Annotated in this window: 18 protein-coding genes; 9 read left to right on the plus strand and 9 right to left on the minus strand. The window is 44.5% G+C overall.

Annotated elements, in window-relative coordinates:
* Positions 1-229 precede the first annotated feature (229 nt).
* From GKR48_RS01255 to GKR48_RS01275, 5 genes are all read right to left on the minus strand, one after another.
* Positions 230-988 (minus strand): DeoR/GlpR family transcriptional regulator, encoded by a 759-nt coding sequence (locus GKR48_RS01255; protein WP_036948423.1) that lies wholly within the window; start codon positions 986-988, stop codon positions 230-232.
* A gap of 27 nt (positions 989-1,015) precedes the next feature.
* Positions 1,016-1,861 (minus strand): rhomboid family intramembrane serine protease GlpG, encoded by an 846-nt coding sequence (glpG, locus tag GKR48_RS01260; RefSeq protein ID WP_154626369.1) that lies wholly within the window; start codon positions 1,859-1,861, stop codon positions 1,016-1,018.
* Positions 1,862-1,877: 16 nt separating this feature from the next.
* Entirely contained in the window at positions 1,878-2,201 is a 324-nt protein-coding gene (glpE, locus tag GKR48_RS01265) for a thiosulfate sulfurtransferase GlpE (protein ID WP_036948430.1), read from the minus strand.
* Between the two features lie 99 nt (positions 2,202-2,300).
* The gene (gene nfuA / locus GKR48_RS01270) at positions 2,301-2,879 is read right to left on the minus strand and encodes a Fe-S biogenesis protein NfuA (RefSeq protein WP_036948432.1); all 579 of its coding nucleotides are present in this window, start codon (positions 2,877-2,879) and stop codon (positions 2,301-2,303) included.
* A 63-nt stretch (positions 2,880-2,942) separates the two neighbouring features.
* The gene (locus GKR48_RS01275; RefSeq protein WP_154626371.1) at positions 2,943-3,626 is read right to left on the minus strand and encodes a phosphoribosyltransferase family protein; all 684 of its coding nucleotides are present in this window, start codon (positions 3,624-3,626) and stop codon (positions 2,943-2,945) included.
* A gap of 56 nt (positions 3,627-3,682) precedes the next feature.
* Here GKR48_RS01275 and bioH point away from each other — a divergent pair, with 56 nt between their 5' ends.
* Positions 3,683-4,456, plus strand: a complete 774-nt coding sequence (gene bioH, locus GKR48_RS01280; protein WP_154626546.1) for a pimeloyl-ACP methyl ester esterase BioH — start codon at positions 3,683-3,685, stop codon at positions 4,454-4,456.
* A gap of 39 nt (positions 4,457-4,495) precedes the next feature.
* Here bioH and GKR48_RS01285 read toward each other — a convergent pair whose 3' ends face one another.
* From GKR48_RS01285 to GKR48_RS01300, 4 genes are all read right to left on the minus strand, one after another.
* On the minus strand, positions 4,496-4,729 hold the full coding sequence (locus GKR48_RS01285; RefSeq protein ID WP_154602247.1) for a FeoC-like transcriptional regulator: 234 nt from the start codon (positions 4,727-4,729) through the stop codon (positions 4,496-4,498).
* A 10-nt stretch (positions 4,730-4,739) separates the two neighbouring features.
* Positions 4,740-7,058 (minus strand): Fe(2+) transporter permease subunit FeoB, encoded by a 2,319-nt coding sequence (gene feoB, locus GKR48_RS01290; protein WP_154626373.1) that lies wholly within the window; start codon positions 7,056-7,058, stop codon positions 4,740-4,742.
* Between the two features lie 56 nt (positions 7,059-7,114).
* The gene (feoA, locus tag GKR48_RS01295) at positions 7,115-7,345 is read right to left on the minus strand and encodes a ferrous iron transporter A (RefSeq protein WP_154626375.1); all 231 of its coding nucleotides are present in this window, start codon (positions 7,343-7,345) and stop codon (positions 7,115-7,117) included.
* Between the two features lie 448 nt (positions 7,346-7,793).
* A complete protein-coding gene (locus GKR48_RS01300; protein WP_154626377.1) occupies positions 7,794-10,136 on the minus strand; it encodes a Tex family protein in 2,343 nt (780 codons plus the stop codon).
* Between the two features lie 162 nt (positions 10,137-10,298).
* Between GKR48_RS01300 and greB the strand changes: the two genes are divergently transcribed.
* From greB to phoU, 8 genes are all read left to right on the plus strand, one after another.
* Positions 10,299-10,784, plus strand: a complete 486-nt coding sequence (gene greB, locus GKR48_RS01305; protein ID WP_036948453.1) for a transcription elongation factor GreB — start codon at positions 10,299-10,301, stop codon at positions 10,782-10,784.
* A gap of 114 nt (positions 10,785-10,898) precedes the next feature.
* Complete coding sequence (ompR, locus tag GKR48_RS18105) at positions 10,899-11,618, plus strand: osmolarity response regulator transcription factor OmpR (RefSeq protein WP_154626379.1); 720 nt, start codon at positions 10,899-10,901, stop codon at positions 11,616-11,618.
* Positions 11,615-12,946 carry a two-component system sensor histidine kinase EnvZ gene (envZ, locus tag GKR48_RS01315; RefSeq protein WP_154626381.1) on the plus strand — a complete coding sequence of 444 codons (1,332 nt, stop codon included), beginning with the start codon at positions 11,615-11,617 and terminating at the stop codon, positions 12,944-12,946. The genes ompR and envZ overlap by 4 nt, the downstream gene beginning before the upstream one ends.
* 575 nt (positions 12,947-13,521) lie before the next feature.
* The gene (pstS, locus tag GKR48_RS01320) at positions 13,522-14,565 is read left to right on the plus strand and encodes a phosphate ABC transporter substrate-binding protein PstS (RefSeq protein WP_154626383.1); all 1,044 of its coding nucleotides are present in this window, start codon (positions 13,522-13,524) and stop codon (positions 14,563-14,565) included.
* A gap of 110 nt (positions 14,566-14,675) precedes the next feature.
* Positions 14,676-15,632 carry a phosphate ABC transporter permease PstC gene (gene pstC / locus GKR48_RS01325; protein ID WP_154626385.1) on the plus strand — a complete coding sequence of 319 codons (957 nt, stop codon included), beginning with the start codon at positions 14,676-14,678 and terminating at the stop codon, positions 15,630-15,632.
* 1 nt (position 15,633) lies between these two features.
* Positions 15,634-16,515: a phosphate ABC transporter permease PstA gene (gene pstA, locus GKR48_RS01330; RefSeq protein ID WP_036948467.1), complete on the plus strand. Its 882-nt coding sequence runs from the start codon at positions 15,634-15,636 to the stop codon at positions 16,513-16,515.
* 38 nt (positions 16,516-16,553) lie between these two features.
* Positions 16,554-17,330 (plus strand): phosphate ABC transporter ATP-binding protein PstB, encoded by a 777-nt coding sequence (gene pstB / locus GKR48_RS01335; protein WP_154602252.1) that lies wholly within the window; start codon positions 16,554-16,556, stop codon positions 17,328-17,330.
* A gap of 13 nt (positions 17,331-17,343) precedes the next feature.
* Complete coding sequence (gene phoU / locus GKR48_RS01340) at positions 17,344-18,075, plus strand: phosphate signaling complex protein PhoU (protein WP_154626387.1); 732 nt, start codon at positions 17,344-17,346, stop codon at positions 18,073-18,075.
* Positions 18,076-18,178: the final 103 nt, after the last annotated feature.

Consider the following 18,178-nt stretch of genomic DNA (forward strand, 5'->3'; position numbering starts at 1 on the left):
TATAATGTTCGTTTTCGCTCATTTAATTGTAATCAAATTTTGTACGTCTGCCAACCTGTAATCCATAAAAATAACAAGCGCGTGATGCTAATAACATTTTGTGTATAAATTTAATCTGTTTAATAAATTGGTAATATGACAAAGGGATGACAACAGAATGAAAAGAAAGGAAAAAATAAGAATTGATGGTAGACAAGCTACCATCATTGGGAAAGTTAAAGCTGGGGGGCTAGCAGAGCTCTAATTGAACGTTATGCTGTTCGATAACCTTTAGAATACTGGCTGGAGGTGCTTGGGTGGTAAACAAGGTATTGATTAGATTCATATTACCTAAATTTACCATCGCATTTCGACCAAATTTGGAGTGGTCGGTAACCAACATGACATGACGAGAGTTTTCAATAATCGCGCGCTTGGTGCGAACTTCATGATAATCAAACTCAAGCAATGAGCCATCCATATCAATCCCACTGATCCCCAGAATGCCATAATCCAGCCTAAACTGAGAGATAAAGTCGAGGGTGGCTTCACCGACAATCCCGCCATCACGAGAACGAACTTCACCGCCTGCGAGAATCAAACGAAAATCCTCTTTTGCCATGAGCAATGTTGCGACGTTCAGGTTGTTGGTCACGACGCGCAGGTTTTTATGATTAACCAATGCGTGGGCGACAGCCTCAGGGGTTGTACCAATATCAATAAATAGGGTTGCGCCGTCAGGAATTTGGCTTGCCACACGTTGAGCAATACGCGCTTTTTCCTCAGACCACATGGTTTTGCGGTCATTGTAGGCGGTATTGACGGAACTCGAAGGCAAGGCTGCGCCACCATGGTGTCGTAGGATTTTATTTTGTTCAGCAAGATCATTGAGGTCTCGGCGAATGGTCTGAGGGCTAACCTCAAACTGCTCGACAAGTTCTTCAGTACTGACATATCCCTGAAGACGCACAAGTTCAACAATTGCATCATGTCTCTGGGTTTGTTTCACAGCATTAGCCTCTAATTATAAAATGTTCTATTTGGAACCTTGGTGTTTAAAACTGAGCCTATTATCCCATATTCCCATCAATAATCCGATAATTAACCCTGAAGTATGTGCGGCATTAGCAATGTCCATACCGAGCAGGTCAAAGTAACCGAAGAATAACCAGATAATCGAGAATACCATGAGCCCGCGAGGGATGCCGATACCGACTTCTGGGCGACGTTCGCCAGTGAGCCAAACATAGCTAACCAGTGCATAAACGACACCCGATAAGCCACCGAAGTTATTTTCACTGAATAGGGATTGACCCCAGTTACTGAATAATGCGGAGACTAATAAAATGGTGAACAGTTTTCCTGTGCCCATTTTTTTCTCAACTTGCCCGGCCAAAAACCACCAGAGCGCAAGGTTGAAACCAATGTGCGAAATAGAAAAGTGAACGAACGCTGGGCTTATCCAACGCCACAATTCGCTTTGCTGATCACCAATAGGCCAACCTAGATAGTATAGAACGACACGGGGATCTGTCAGGGTGACCCAAAGATAGACCGCGATAGACAGCAAAATAACGGCGATAGTCAATGGGCCGGATTGCTGTTTTAAATAACTGAATGTCAGATAGTTACGATATTGAAATTGGGCGTCTGTACGACCCGTTTGCCAGCTGGCTTCGAGGTAACGGGGATCATTAGGGTTACGTAAAAAGGTTTCTAACTCTTGGCGTACTTGCTCCGTATGCTGCTCATCGGCTAGCCAAAGTTCATAATGTTGTTGGTCGTTGGAAGGATGGAGCTGTAGTGGGATATTTTGTCCTGCCATATAATCGACAAACGCTTGAGCCATCCGTGGATTTTCAAAAGAGATAATGTGGATCATAAATACGTTGTCTCGTTTAGAGCGCCGTAATGGCTTGTGGGTATTCCCGTGACCATGCCTCAAATCCGCCATTAATACTATATACAGATTCAAAACCAATATTAATTAAGTATTGCGCCGCGCCTTGGCTGCTGTGACCGTGGTAGCACATCACCATAATCGTTTGTTCGTAATCTGTTTTTTCGACAAACGGGTGAAGTGACTCATTGGTTAAGTGATAAGCGCCTGTCGCGTGACCAGCACGAAAACTTTGGGGATCGCGAACATCGACAAGAATAGCAGTGCCATCTAACCAGTGCTGATAAGCTTGTTCGGGTGTTAGTGTCTCAAAATGGTCCATAAAATACCGGAAAGTTAGAAGAAATGTTATGAAAGAGCATCCACAGGTGTGCTGAGGATACTCCGATACTCAGTAGAAAATGCGGGTGAGCAGAATCTATTAGTAGAAAGAGTGCTCGCCGCGTTGGTGTTCAGTCAGGTCTTTAACGCCTTTTAATTCACCTTCGAACATTTTCAGTAATTCTTTTTCGATACCTTCTTTCAGCGTCACATCGACCATGGAACAACCGTTACAGCCGCCGCCGAATTGCAGGATAGCAAAACCATCTTCGGTGATTTCCATTAATGAAACACGACCACCATGGCTCGCTAGTTGTGGGTTAATTTGTGACTGTAAAACGTATTCAACACGCTCAATTAATGGCGCATCTTCAGACACTTTACGCATTTTCGCATTCGGTGCTTTTAAGGTTAATTGAGAGCCTAATTGGTCAGTGACGAAATCAATCTCAGCATCTTCTAAGAATGGTGCACTAATTTCATCAACGTAAGCAGAGAGTTTTTCAAACTTCAGCTCTTTATCGGTGGCTTCTACGGCACCAGGAGGGCAATAAGAAACACCACACTCAGCGGTTGGTGTGCCTGGGTTAATGACAAATACTCGAATTTGGGTTCCTGACTCTTGGCTTTCCAATAACTTGGAGAAGTGAGTCTGTGCTGCTTCTGTAATATTAATCATAATCTCTTGCTCAATAATAGTTGACTGCTTTAGTTGGTTATAATACGCCCATTTACACCCATCCTACAAGGTGCGACAGAGTGACCACGCGTCAACAGTATGCGCTCCCGCACAAATCAACAATTGAGCGGCTGCATGCATGGTTGAGCCAGTTGTAATCACATCATCAATAATAGCTATGTGTAGACCTGAAACCGAAGTTTCAAGGGTAAATGCCTCTTTTAGGTTATTGCGGCGCTGTTTACGTGTTAATGAAACTTGCGCCAGTGTATCACGAGAGCGCAATAATGAATTTTGTGAATAGGCAATATTTAACCATGTGGTCAAATTACCACCAATTAATGCCATGTGATCAAATCCTCGATGCCAACATCGTCGAGGATGGGGAGGAATGGTTATCAATAAGTCGGGTTTTTTCCATTGCCGTTGGCGATATCCATTCAACCAATAAAGTAAAAACACTCGCGTCAGAGGGATGGCAAGCTGGGGTCGATAACGAAATTTATATTGATGGATAAGCTGGCGTAATGGCGCTTGATACGGCGTTACGGTAATTAGCTTCTGCCAAGGTGGTGGCTGCACAAGGCAGCGTCCGCAAGGAAATTGGTGATATTCACTCGGGAGAGCGCATTGTGGACAAACTTTCGGCATTGGCGGTAAGCTTTTGATACAAAAGCTACATATCCCTTGATGGGGAATTTTTAATAACTGTCGGCATAGCCAACAGACCCCTTCCATTGCTAGCATAGGCGAGTCCTAGATTGAAAAATCAGAATGAAAATAATATTGAAGAGAGTGTAATCATGGCGACGCTATATTGGCAGACAGTGGGTGAAGGAAAACAAGATATTGTGTTACTGCACGGATGGGGATTGAACGCCGAAGTCTGGCAAACAATTATTCCTCGACTGGCTTCGCAATTTCGCATCCATTTAGTTGATTTACCGGGTTATGGGCGTAGCCATGATTTTACGCCAATGAGTATTCAATCCATGGCTGATGTTGTCTGGGAACAGGCGCCTAAAAATGCGATTTGGCTGGGATGGTCACTCGGTGGGTTAGTGGCAAGCCGTATCGCGCTCGATCACCCAAATGAGGTAAAAGCCTTAATCACCGTAGCATCTTCCCCTTGCTTTGGTGCTCATGATGAGTGGCAAGGTATCAAACCTGAAGTCTTACTTAATTTTGAACAGATGCTGTCTGAAAATTTCCAGCGTACCGTTGAGCGTTTTTTAGCACTGCAAACATTGGGAACTGAAAGCGCCCGTGAGGATGCGCGTACATTGAAATCTGTAGTATTGGCGCTGCCAATGCCATCGGTTGAAGCCTTGAATATGGGGCTGGAATCTTTACGTACTGAAGATTTACGTGAGGAACTCACTCATTTACAGGTGCCTTTCTTACGCATTTATGGTTATTTAGATGGCTTGGTTCCGCGTAAAATCGTAGGGAAATTAGACGAGTTGTATCCTAATTCATTATCCGTTGTGATGCGCAATAGCGCCCATGCGCCGTTTATTTCTCATCCCGATGAGTTTTGTGAAACATTGATTCAGTTTGCGAAGTCATTGAGCTAAATCAGTGCATTAGAAGCTGATTCGCTGAGATGAAAACCACTATTTAATCTTATAGACAAAATGTGAGCAATCGTGACTCTCGGGGCATCCTTTACAACTGGTACCCGTAAGGCACGCGCTTACATCGACTTTTTCAATTTTCCCCATGCTGACCAGCTTTTCAGCCATCGCATTCACCAGTGCAGCAGGGGCGTTTAGTTGAGAACTCAGAAGCGCAATGTCAGCTTGCCCATATAATGCAATTAAATCTCGGACTTGTAGCAAGCTGGCCATCGTATTTTCCTTAGTGGCAACTGTTGTTAGAACAACCAGAACACTGTTGCGCTGTTTTGGATTTAATATTGAACGTCACACGGCTGCGCATACGGCGTAGGAGGGTGATGAGTACAATATTAAACAGCAGCACAGCACCAATTATGACCAAGCTGCTTTGTGGATGTTCGCTAAATGTGGCAGCTTGATAGAACAGTGCTGCGAGGCTATAAGCCACGTTTAATCCCCACAGAATAGAGAATGTCATCCAGCTTTTGTTGGTTTCACGGGCGATTGCCCCCATTACTGACACACAAGGCACATACAGCAGCACAAAGATTAAGTAACTATACGCTGCGATATCCGAACCAAATTTCGCCGCCATGGTACCCATGGAGCCTGTTGCCATCTCGGCATCACCCATACTCGCTTCGATTGGGTTGGATAATGCACTGATGGAGAATGTCTCTTTTAAGCTATCCCATGTATCCGTGACTGCTGCACCTAACTCATCGAGCAGGTCAAAAGATTCGGCATCGAAAGGTTCGCTGGTGATCGCCTCGGCGGTGTACAGGGTATTTAAGGTCCCAACAACCACTTCTTTAGCCATTGCACCAGTGATCAAACCGACAGTTGCTTGCCAGTTATCATTGTGCACACCAATAGGCTGTAATACTGGAGTGATCACTTTACTGACGGAAGCCAGCGCGGAATCATTGATGTTGTCCACAGGCTTACCGGATAACGAAAAGCTGTTTAGCGCGCCAATGAAAATGCTCGCCACCACAATGACTTTACCCGCACGGATCACGAAGCCTTTTAAACGCTGCCAAGTTTGGATGAGCAATGTTTTTGCATGAGGTACATGGTAGACCGGCAGTTCCATCACAAACGGGGATGCTTCACCGCGCATCAAGGTATGTTTCAGTAGCAGGCCTGTTAGGATTGCCACGACAATACCGAGAATGTAGAGGGAAAACACGACGCTTGCGCCATTTTTACCAAAGAACGCCGCTGCAAATACTGCGAAAATAGCTAAGCGAGCGCCGCAGGACATAAACGGCGCCATAAGCACAGTGATCAAGCGTTCACGAGGTGCATCTAAGGTGCGTGCGCCCATGATGGAAGGTACGTTACAACCGAAGCCAACAATCAAAGGAACAAAAGATTTACCCGGTAAACCCAGCGCTTGCATCAGTCTATCCATCACGAAAGCCGCTCGAGCCATATAGCCGGAGTCTTCCAAAATAGATAAAAACAGGTACATCATACCGATTTGTGGTACTAGTGGCAGAACCGTATTGATACCACCGCCAACACCTTGAGCAAGGAAAATGGTCAACCAATCAGGGAAGTTTGCGGTTGCACCAATCCATTGAATGCCATGAATAAAGATAGCCTCAGACGCCCCTTCAAAGAACGGCTGTAAAGCGCCACCGATATTGATCGCAAGGACGAACATCAGGTACATCACGAACAAGAAAATTGGCACGCCAAGCCAGCGGCTCAAGATAAATTTATCCAGCGCTTGAGTGAGTTTATTCGGCTCAGCGGCACTGTTATTAATCGCGGCGTCACAAATTGAGGCAATGGATTGATAGCGAGCATCTGCAATGAGTAATTCAGGTTCTTCTTGCAAGGTCTCTTTGAGTTTAAGGCGAGTTTCAGCAAATACTTGTTCGGAGATATCAGCTCGCTGGCGGCTATAAATATCGCCTTCTAAAATTTGGAGAGCTAACCAACGGCGCTGCTGCTGACTAAATTGCTGAGCAGAAATTTGCTCTGAAAGCATATCCACGGTTTGTAACAGTTGTGGTGGATATTGCACTAGGGCTTGTTGGCTATTTTGAGGATGGCTATCAATCGCTTGTTTGAGCTGTTCAAGGCCTGTTGCACGGGTAGAGACCATTGGGATCACTGGGCAACCGAGCTGCTTTTCGAGCTGTTTTACATCGATATCGATATGTTGGCTTTTGGCTATATCCAACATGTTCAGTGCGACGATGCAGGGAACACCTAGCTCAACAAGTTGTAATGTCAGATATAAATTGCGCTCGAGGTTTGAGGCATCCACCACGTTGATCAACATGTCGGCTTCGCCACTTAAAATAAAGTAGCAGGCGATTTGCTCATCGAGAGAGGTTTGCTCTGAAATAGTCGTAAGGGAATAAGTACCTGGTAAATCAACAAGTTCAATCTTGTGTTCAGGGGTGTGGAAGCGTCCAACTTTACGTTCGACGGTCACTCCTGCCCAGTTACCGACGCGCTGACGTGACCCTGTTAACTGGTTAAACAAGGTTGTTTTACCTGCGTTAGGGTTGCCAATAAGGCCGATAGTTAATGGTTTCATAGTGTGTATGCCAGTCGTGAAAATGAAAATCTTTATTGGAATTAATCCAAAAATAATTAGTTCGTTTGCGCTTCATCTAAGTTAATGAGTGCTAAATCTTTTTTGCGTAATACTAAGCTGACGCGATGAGTTTCAATTTGCACAGGATCACCAAACGGCGCTACGCGCACAACTTTGAACACTGAGCCTGGGAGCAGACCAAGGGAAAGCAGTTTTTGGCGATAGGCTGGACTTATCTCTGGTGAAAAGCCAAGTATTTTATAACTGCATTGAGGAAGTATGGACATAGTACCTTCCAATTACGGTTTATTCTGTTGATTTAACATGAAAATTACGATGTTAAATTACAGAGAGTGTTATTAAGAATAATATTGATAATTATTATTATAAAAGTGGTTATCTTTAAAAGAAATAAAGTGGAAGATAAAATTAAATCTAATTAACAATGAGAATCATAATCATCTACCATGGTTATATTTAGCCTCTTTTTCGGGCAATATTAAATGATGTGGATCAAAAAGGGATTTAGTTGGTGGCGTTTTTTAAAACTAAAATACAGATGTTAGTATTGTTAACTAATATAATTAAATAAGACAAAATGCAGATAATAAATTGAATTAGTTATTTAATTTATTTTTATAAGAAAAATGGAATATGTTTAAATTAAATACTGAGAGATGATTAAATGCATTTTAATAAATGCCCTTACCGATGAAACGGCAAGGGCATCATGTCTTAGCGTTTTTTACCAAAAGCGGCAGCCAGTGCATCACTCATCGCACTGTTGCTAGACGCCGCAGAGTTAGATGATGAATTTCCTCGTGCATTCCCTCGCGAAGCAGGGGCTTTGCGGGTATTTCTATCTTGCGCTGGAGCCGCACTGCGAGGTGCGCTGCTACCTTCACCTGCTTGTTCATCTAAGCGCATAGTGAGTGCAATACGCTTACGAGCAATATCCACATCCAGCACTTTGACTTTCACAATGTCACCCGTTTTGACAACTTTGTGAGGATCTTCAACGTAGCTGTTTGAAAGGGAAGAAATATGCACCAGACCATCTTGATGAACACCAATATCCACAAATGCCCCGAAGTTAGTGACGTTAGTCACTGCGCCTTCTAAGATCATTCCCGGTGTTAAGTCATTCATTGTTTCGACACCGTCAGCAAAGGTCGCCGTTTTAAACTCAGGGCGTGGGTCACGACCCGGTTTTTCCAGCTCTTTAATGATGTCTGTAACGGTAGGAACCCCAAACTGTTCGGTGGTAAATTCACGTGGGCTTAAGCCATTTAATACCTGTGAATTGCCCATAATTTCTTTTAGTGGCTGGCGCACAGCTTCAAGGATTTTTTCAACAATTGGGTAGGCTTCTGGGTGAACCGTTGAGGCATCCAGTGGGTTATCCCCATTGGTGATACGTAAGAAACCAGCACACTGCTCAAAGGCTTTTGGCCCTAAACGAGCGACTTTGAGCAACTGTTTTCTGTCATTAAATTGACCATTCGCATCGCGCCAATCGACAACATTTTGCGCGATCATTTTGCTCAACCCTGCAACACGGGTGAGTAGCGCCACAGAAGCGGTATTTAAATCTACGCCGACGGAGTTTACGCAGTCTTCAACGACCGCATCTAACTTACGGGCTAGCTGAGTTTGGCTAACATCATGTTGGTACTGGCCGACCCCGATAGATTTCGGGTCGATTTTCACCAGCTCAGCTAGTGGGTCTTGTAAGCGGCGAGCAATAGAAACCGCGCCACGCAGAGATACGTCTAAGTCAGGAAATTCTAATGCTGCCAGTTCAGAAGCAGAATAAACAGAGGCGCCTGCTTCACTGACAATCACTTTTTGTGCCGTGATGTCAGGGAACTGTTTTTGTACTTCAGCAAAGAAGCGCTCCGTTTCTCGTGATGCGGTTCCGTTACCAATCGCGACCAGCTCGACGTGATATTTTTGACATAATGCTGCCACGATAGCAGCCGCTTTGGCAGCTTGGCCAGTGTGCGGGTAAATGGTATCCGTCGCCATCACTTTACCCGTCGCATCAACGACTGCCACTTTTACACCTGTACGTAAGCCCGGATCGAGCCCCATCGTGGCACGCATACCCGCAGGAGCTGCCATCAATAAGTCACTAAGATTACGGGCAAATACGTTAATCGCTTCTTCTTCCGCTTTCTCGCGCAGGGCGCTCATGATTTCAGTTTCTAAGTGCAGTAGCACTTTGACTCGCCAAGTCCAGCTGATGACGGCTTTACGCCATTGATCAGCGGGGGCATTGTTCAAACGCACATCTAAATGGCGAGTAATAATTTCTTCGCAATAGCTCTCTTTTGGCGGCTCTTCAAACTGAGGGTCACAGTTGAGGGATAACTGCAAAACACCTTCATTGCGACCACGGAACATGGCCAAAGCGCGGTGTGAAGGAACGTGAGCAACGGGTTCATGGTGATCAAAATAGTCGCTAAATTTCACACCTTCAGTCTGTTTGCCATCAGCAACAACAGAAACAATGTGCGCATTTTTCCAAATATAGTCGCGAACTTTCGCTAATAAGGATGCATCTTCGGCGAAACGTTCCATTAGGATGTAGCGAGCACCATCTAAAGCGGCTTTGGTATCCGCGATGCCTTTATCTGCGTCAATATAGCTTTGTGCAAGTGTATCCGGTGATTGGCTCGGATCGTTCCACAACGTATCCGCTAAGGGTTCTAAGCCCGCTTCGATAGCAATTTGCCCACGAGTACGGCGCTTTGGTTTGTAAGGAAGGTAAAGGTCTTCGAGTTCGGTTTTATTCAGCGTTGTATTGATGGCAGAAGCGAGTTCTGGAGTAAGCTTACCTTGTTCCTCAATGGATTTTAGAATGGTTTGCTTACGGTCGTTTAACTCTCTCAAATACCCTAAACGGCTCTCTAGCTGACGTAGCTGAGTGTCATCCAATCCCCCCGTAACCTCTTTACGGTAGCGGGCGATAAATGGGACGGTATTGCCTTCATCCAATAATGTAATGGCTGAAAACACCTGTTTTGGTTGGGCTTGTAGTTCGGCCGCAATAATTTGGCTTAGAGTTTCATTCATGTCGTGTTTAAATACCTACTCAAAGAACAGTGAAAATAGACTGCACAGTTATACTTGCTGGTAGACAGAATTGCCAGACAGAATTTTTGCCTAGTGGTAGGCAAGTCGCAGATTATATTTTATAAAATATTATAATTATCCGATTTATATACCTTTAATGAGATGAATAAGAGCCTTTTAATTACCCGTGAAGGATGGGACGCTTTAGACAAAGAACTTAAGTATCTTTGGAAAGAAGAGCGCCCTCGAGTAACACAATCCGTCTCTGAAGCAGCAGCTCAGGGAGACCGTTCCGAAAACGCAGAATATATCTACGGTAAAAAACGGTTGCGGGAAATAGACCGCCGTATTCGTTTTTTATCCAAAAGATTGGATCAGCTTAGAATTGTTGAACCCGATCCTCGACAAGAGGGGCGTGTATTTTTTGGCGCATGGGTTAAGCTTGAAGATGATAATGAAAATATCAGAATTTTCCGGTTAGTGGGGGCTGATGAATTTGATCCTGCTAAGCAGTGGATTTCTATCGATTCACCAGTCGCTCGCGCATTAATTGGCAAGCAGGTTGATGATGAAGTGGTCGTTACCACGCCGGGCGGAAAAGTCACGTATTTTGTGCTAGAGATTAGCTATAAACCATTAATCAGTTAAAGGGTAAAATGATTCATTAAAGTTAGTGTTAATGGTAAATTAATGGCATGAATATTATTTTTGTTACTTTCATCAGCAGAATAATTCTAAAATTCCACACTTTGGGGGCTATAAATGCAGGAAAGTTATAAAGTTCTCGTCGTCGATGATGATATGCGTTTACGTGCTCTGCTTGAACGTTACCTCACCGAGCAGGGTTTTCAGGTAAGAAGTGCAGCGAATGCTGAACAGATGGACAGAATTCTAACGCGGGAATCTATTCATTTAATCGTATTGGACTTAATGCTTCCTGGGGAAGATGGCTTATCTATTTGCCGTCGTTTACGTAGTCAAAACAACCCAATTCCAATCATTATGGTTACCGCGAAAGGCGAAGAAGTTGACCGTATTGTGGGCTTAGAAATTGGTGCGGATGACTATATCCCTAAACCGTTTAACCCTCGTGAACTGTTAGCGCGTATTCGTGCGGTGCTGCGTCGCCAAGCGAACGAGTTACCGGGTGCGCCATCGCAAGATGATGCCGTCATCACTTTTGGTAAATTCAAACTGAACCTCGGAACCCGTGAAATGTTCCAAGGCGAAGAGAATATGCCATTAACCAGTGGTGAGTTTGCGGTGTTGAAAGTATTAGTTTCTTATCCACGCGAACCATTATCTCGTGACAAACTGATGAGTTTGGCTCGAGGTCGTGAATACAGTGCGATGGAACGTTCTATCGACGTTCAAATTTCACGTTTACGCCGTATGGTTGAAGAAGATCCTGCGCACCCACGTTACATTCAAACCGTTTGGGGCTTAGGATACGTATTTGTTCCAGATGGAAGTAAAGCATGAAGCGACTGAGGTTCTCACGACGTAGTACATTTTCTCGCTCGTTATTTTTGTTCGTTGCGCTCCTGTTCGCAAGCCTTGTGACCAGCTACATGGTTGTATTGAATTTTGTTGTGATGCCAAGCTTACAGCAGTTCAATAAAGTGCTTGCTTATGAAGTGCGAACATTAATGACAGAGAAAATGGTTCTACAAGATGGAACCTCAGTACGAGTTTCACCCGCATTACGTAAAAAAATCTACAATGAGCTTGGGATTACCTTTTACGCCCATTCAGCGGCGATGGAAGAGGGATTAAACTGGGCAAAAGAGTATGATTTTCTAAGTGAAAACATGTCGGAATACTTAGGTGGTAAGGCCAGCGTGCATCTGGAACTTGGGCGTGAGTATCCGATATTGTGGTTAACATCCTACCTAGCACCGGATATTTGGGTGCGCGTTCCACTCACCGAAATCGGTCAGAATCAGTTTTCTCAAGTTTTCCGCTATACACTCACGGTCTTCCTCACTATCTTTGCGGGGGTTTGGCTCTATATTCGCTATCAAAACAAGCCATTATTAGAGCTGGAGTATCACGCGGGTGAGGTCGGTAAGGGGCATGTTATGCCGCCGATGCAAGAGAAAGGTGCCACTGAGGTGCGTGCGGCTATTCGTTCGTTCAACCATATGGCGGCAGGGATAAAATCCCTCGAAAATGATCGTACAGTATTAATGGCAGGGGTCAGTCATGACCTTAGAACGCCACTAACCCGCATTCGTCTCGCAACGGAAATGATGGGGCCTGAAGATGGTTATCTTGCTGAATCTATCAATAAAGATATTGAAGAGTGTGACGCAATCATCGGTCAATTCATGTCTTACCTTAAAACAGGGCAAGAGATGGATATGGAGTTCTGCGACCTTAACACCATCCTCAATGAGGCTGTTGTTGCTGAAACCAACGTCGTGGGAGAAATTGAAACCAATTTAGTCCCAGGGCCAGTGATGTTTAATGGTAACCATCTTGCTATCAAACGCGCGATTACCAACATGATAGTCAACGCTTATCGCTACGGAAATGGCTGGATCAAAGTCAGCAGTGGTAAAAACGAAGATTACGTTTGGTTCCAAGTTGAAGATGACGGTGCAGGGATCAAAGAAGAAGACATTCAACGCCTATTCCAGCCGTTTGTACAGGGTGAAAAAGCCCGCAGCAACAAAGGTACAGGGCTGGGGCTTGCAATAATTCGCAGAATTATAGATGCTCACGAAGGGAATATTGAGATCCATAAAAGTGAGCGTGGCGGGTTTGCTATTAGAGCCCTTCTCCCCCTAAAAGAACGCGAAGACTGATATCTCGTCGTATTTCAACTTGTAGGGGTGTTGACTACGCTCAGCTACTCAGGTCACATACTCATGTATGCTCCTAGGGATATCTTCACTTGCCGTATCTCGTCGTATTTCAACTTGTAGGGGTGTTGACTACGCTCAGCTACTCAGGTCACATACTCATGTATGCTCCCTGAGATATCTTTGCTTGTCGCCTACCTACAAGCTGAAATACTTAGAGATATACTGTGTTAGAAAGATAGAAAGATAGAAAGATAGAAAGATAGAAAGATAGAAAGATAGAAAGATAGAAAGATAGAACGAGAAAAAGAGAAAGAAATTTTTTCATTTATGACAATATGTCATATTCCAAACGCTAAGCTGTCATATTCATTAATCTTATTTAGTTAGTTGAAAAATAAGAAAAAAATTATTTTCATCCCATTCTGCTACACTTAATCATGTCGATAAAATCCGCAAATGTCATAAAACTGTCATAAACCTGACATATTGCCGTAACTCAATTGTCCTATTTTCCCTACCGTGACATACACCCAATAATTTAATACTTGATTATTTCTTACATCCCCGGAGGGATTATGAAAATGATGCGTACCACACTAGCAAGCGTAATGGCAGCAACCTTATCTCTGACTGCAATGTCTTCTTTTGCTGCTACCAGCCTGACCGGAGCTGGCGCGACATTCCCTGCTCCTGTTTATGCGAAGTGGGCAGATACTTATCAGAAAGAAACAGGTAATAAAATTAACTATCAGGGGATCGGTTCTTCTGGTGGTGTAAAACAAATTAATGCAAAAACAGTTGATTTCGGTGCGTCTGATGCACCATTGACTGATGAAAAACTCAAAGAAGACGGCTTATTCCAATTCCCAACCGTGATTGGTGGCGTGGTTTTAGCGGTAAACGTTAAAGGCATCGAATCTAATCAGCTGGTTCTTGATGGTAAAACTCTGGGCGACATCTACTTAGGTAAAATTACTAAATGGAATGACCCAGCTATCGCAAAATTGAATCCAAACGTAAAATTACCTGACCAAAATATCGCTGTGGTTCGCCGCTCTGATGGTTCTGGTACCACATTCGTCTTCACAAGCTACTTAGCAAAAGTTAGCTCAAATTGGAAAGATGAAGTTGGTGCAGGTTCAACGGTTAACTGGCCGAAAAACAGCGTAGGCGGTAAAGGTAACGACGGCGTTGCAGCCTTTGTTCAACGTCTGCCAGGCTCTATCGGCTATGTAGAATATGCTTACGCAAAACAGAATAATCTTGCGTATACTAAGCTGGTTTCTGCAGATGGTCAGCCAGTTTCACCAACAGGTGAAAGCTTTAGCGCAGCAGCGAAAAAAGTGGACTGGTCTAAATCATTTGCACAAGACCTGACTAACCGTGAAGGTGCTAACGCATGGCCAATTACCTCGACCACATTCATTTTAGTTCACAAGCAACAAGCGGATGCTGAGAAAGGTAAAGCGGTTCTTGATTTCTTCAACTGGGCTTACGACAAAGGTGGTAAACAAGCAGAAGCATTAGATTACGCTGTGTTACCTCAAGAAGTTGTGACCGCAGTACGTGCAGCATGGAAAACAGAAGTAAAAGATAGCCAAGGTAAAGCACTGTTCTAAGTGCCCCTCGGGTTGGAAAAGGGTAAGCGGGGCTGAGGAATAGCTCCCGCTTATTCACCGTAGTAACGTAAGTCCTACTGAAAAGTAGGCATGGAATGAGAACAAAGCGCATGGCCGAAAAAATAACGGCATTCAAAGCCCCTAGTAAATCGGGCGACGTGATTTTTAGTGCATTAGTCAAAATAGCAGCGCTAATCACTCTCCTCATGCTTGGTGGCATTATTATTTCCCTGATTTTCGCATCTTGGCCAAGTATGCAGAAATTCGGGTTTTCGTTTTTGTGGAATAAAGAGTGGGATGCGCCAGCAGAACAATTTGGTGCATTAGTGCCTATCTACGGCACCATCGTCACATCATTAATCGCTCTGATCATTGCCGTACCCGTGAGTTTTGGTATCGCATTATTCTTAACAGAGCTAGCACCTAACTGGTTAAAACGCCCATTAGGTATTGCGATTGAGCTTCTCGCTGCAATCCCAAGTATTGTTTATGGTATGTGGGGACTCTTTGTCTTCGCACCGTTATTTGCAGAATACTTCCAAGAACCCGTTGGTAATGTCATGTCGAGCATTCCAATTGTTGGCGAACTGTTCTCAGGCCCAGCATTTGGTATCGGTATTCTTGCGGCAGGTATTATCCTTGCCATTATGATCATCCCTTATATTGCCTCGGTAATGCGCGATGTATTTGAACAAACTCCTGTGATGATGAAAGAGTCAGCCTACGGAATTGGCTGTACCACATGGGAAGTGATTTGGAATATCGTTCTGCCTTATACCCGTAATGGAGTGATTGGCGGAGTGATGCTGGGGTTAGGTCGTGCTCTGGGAGAAACCATGGCGGTGACATTCGTCATTGGTAACACTTACCAGCTCGATAGCCCTTCACTGTTTATGCCGGGTAACAGTATTACCTCTGCGCTGGCGAACGAATTTGCTGAAGCGGAAAGTGGTTTACACACAGCGGCACTGATGGAACTTGGTTTAATTCTGTTTGTGATTACCTTCATCGTTCTGGCGATTTCCAAGCTGATGGTAATGCGCCTTGCTAAGAATGAGGGACGCTAATATGTCGATTTCTGAACCTGTTGTAGTGAATCAAAAAGAACGTGCACGCCGCCAAGCATGGCGCCGTCAAGTCAACAGAATGGCATTATTAGTCTCTATGCTGACGATGGCATTTGGTTTGTTCTGGTTAGTGTGGATTTTATTCTCCACGGTAACCAAAGGGATTGATGGCATGTCCCTCAATCTGTTTACTGAAATGACACCGCCGCCAAATACAGAAGGCGGTGGTTTGGCGAACGCCATTGTGGGAAGTGGATTGCTAATCTTATGGGCGACCGTTATCGGAACACCATTAGGGATCTTAGCGGGTATCTACTTAGCGGAATATGGTCGTAAGTCGTGGTTAGCTTCGGTGACGCGTTTTATTAACGACATTCTGTTATCTGCGCCTTCAATTGTGGTTGGTCTGTTTGTTTACACCATTGTGGTGGCTCAAATGCAGCATTTCTCGGGTTGGGCAGGGGTGATTGCACTTGCATTACTGCAAATCCCAATTGTTATCCGTACCACTGAGAACATGTTGAAGCTCGTGCCTGATAGCCTGCGTGAAGCGGCATATGCACTGGGCACGCCAAAATGGAAAATGATTTTATCCATTACATTAAAAGCATCTGTATCTGGGATTATTACTGGTATTTTGCTGGCTATTGCGCGTATTGCTGGGGAAACCGCACCGCTGCTGTTCACGTCACTGTCGAATCAATTCTGGAGTACCGACATGAATGAGCCAATTGCTAACTTACCCGTCACTATCTTCAAATTTGCAATGAGTCCGTTCTCTGAATGGCAGCAATTAGCATGGGCAGGGGTTCTCCTAATCACCTTATGTGTCCTGTTAATCAATATCATTGCCCGTGTTGTGTTTGCACAGAAAAAACACTAACCCCAGACGAATAAAAGAATTGATAGAGAGAAGTAGCCATGATTAATGCAAACGATATTGCAAACAGTAAAATTAAAGTTCGTGACCTTAACTTCTACTATGGAAAGTTTCACGCGCTGAAGAATATCTCTTTAGACATTGAAAAGAACAAAGTGACCGCGTTTATCGGCCCATCAGGTTGTGGTAAATCCACGCTGCTGCGTACCTTCAACAAAATGTACGAACTGTATGGCGAGCAACGCGCTGAAGGCGAAATTTTACTGGATGGTCAAAACATCCTGACTGACAAACAAGACATCGCGTTATTACGTGCGAAAGTCGGTATGGTGTTCCAAAAACCCACGCCATTCCCAATGTCTATCTACGACAATATCGCGTTCGGTGTGCGTTTGTTTGAAAAGCTGTCCCGCGTCGAAATGGACGAGCGTGTGCAGTGGGCACTGACAAAAGCGGCACTGTGGAATGAAACCAAAGATAAACTTCACCAAAGCGGCTACAGCCTCTCTGGTGGTCAGCAACAGCGTCTGTGTATTGCGCGCGGTATCGCTATTCGCCCAGAAGTTCTGTTACTTGATGAGCCATGTTCTGCTCTGGACCCAATTTCAACGGGGCGTATTGAAGAGCTGATCACGGAATTGAAGTCAGAATACACGGTGGTGATAGTGACCCACAACATGCAACAAGCGGCACGCTGCTCTGATTACACGGCATTTATGTACTTGGGTGAGTTGGTGGAATTTAACAACACTGACAAGATGTTCACCACCCCAGAAATGAAACAAACTGAAGATTATATTACTGGCCGCTACGGTTGATATGGAGCCGACGATGGATACGCTGAACCACAACAAACATATATCAGGGCAGTTCAACGCTGAACTGGAACATATCCATACTGAGTTGATGACCATGGGGGGGCTAGTTGAAGAGCAGCTCACCAAGGCTATCACTGCGATGCATAATCAGGATGAAGCCCTAGCGCGAGAAGTGATTGCCAACGACCACAAAGTCAACATGATGGAAGTGGCAATCGATGAAGAGTGCGTCAAAATCATCGCGAAGCGCCAGCCAACCGCAAGCGACTTACGTTTGATTATGGCAATCTCAAAAACTATCGCTGAACTGGAAAGAATCGGTGACGTCGCGGATAAAATCTGCCAAACCGCACTGGAAAAATTCTCTCAGCAGCACCAGCCATTATTGGTGAGCTTGGAATCATTAGGTCGCCATACCGTGCAAATGCTGCATGACGTGCTGGATGCTTTTGCGCGCATGGACTTGGAAGAAGCTATCCGTATTTATCGTGAAGATGAAAAGGTAGACCAAGAGTACGAAGGGATTGTTCGTCAGTTAATGACGTACATGATGGAAGATCCGCGTACCATTCCAAGCGTTTTAACCGCGCTGTTCTGTGCTCGCTCCATTGAGCGTATCGGTGACCGTTGCCAGAACATTTGTGAATTTATTTTCTACTATGTTAAAGGGCAAGATTTCCGCCATGTGGGTGGGGACAGCCTTGAAAGAATGCTGACTAGCTCGAAAGACAGCAATAAAGAGTAATTGTTAAACCACTGAGGTGTTCGCACCTCAGTGTTCATCTTCTTCATTTTCTTCTTGCTCGATAAGAGTCTTAATCTGCAACATTTTAGGGGTCGCTCCGATG

This window comes from Providencia sp. wls1943 (assembly GCF_009706275.1).
In the GTDB taxonomy this organism is placed as follows: domain Bacteria; phylum Pseudomonadota; class Gammaproteobacteria; order Enterobacterales; family Enterobacteriaceae; genus Providencia; species Providencia zhijiangensis.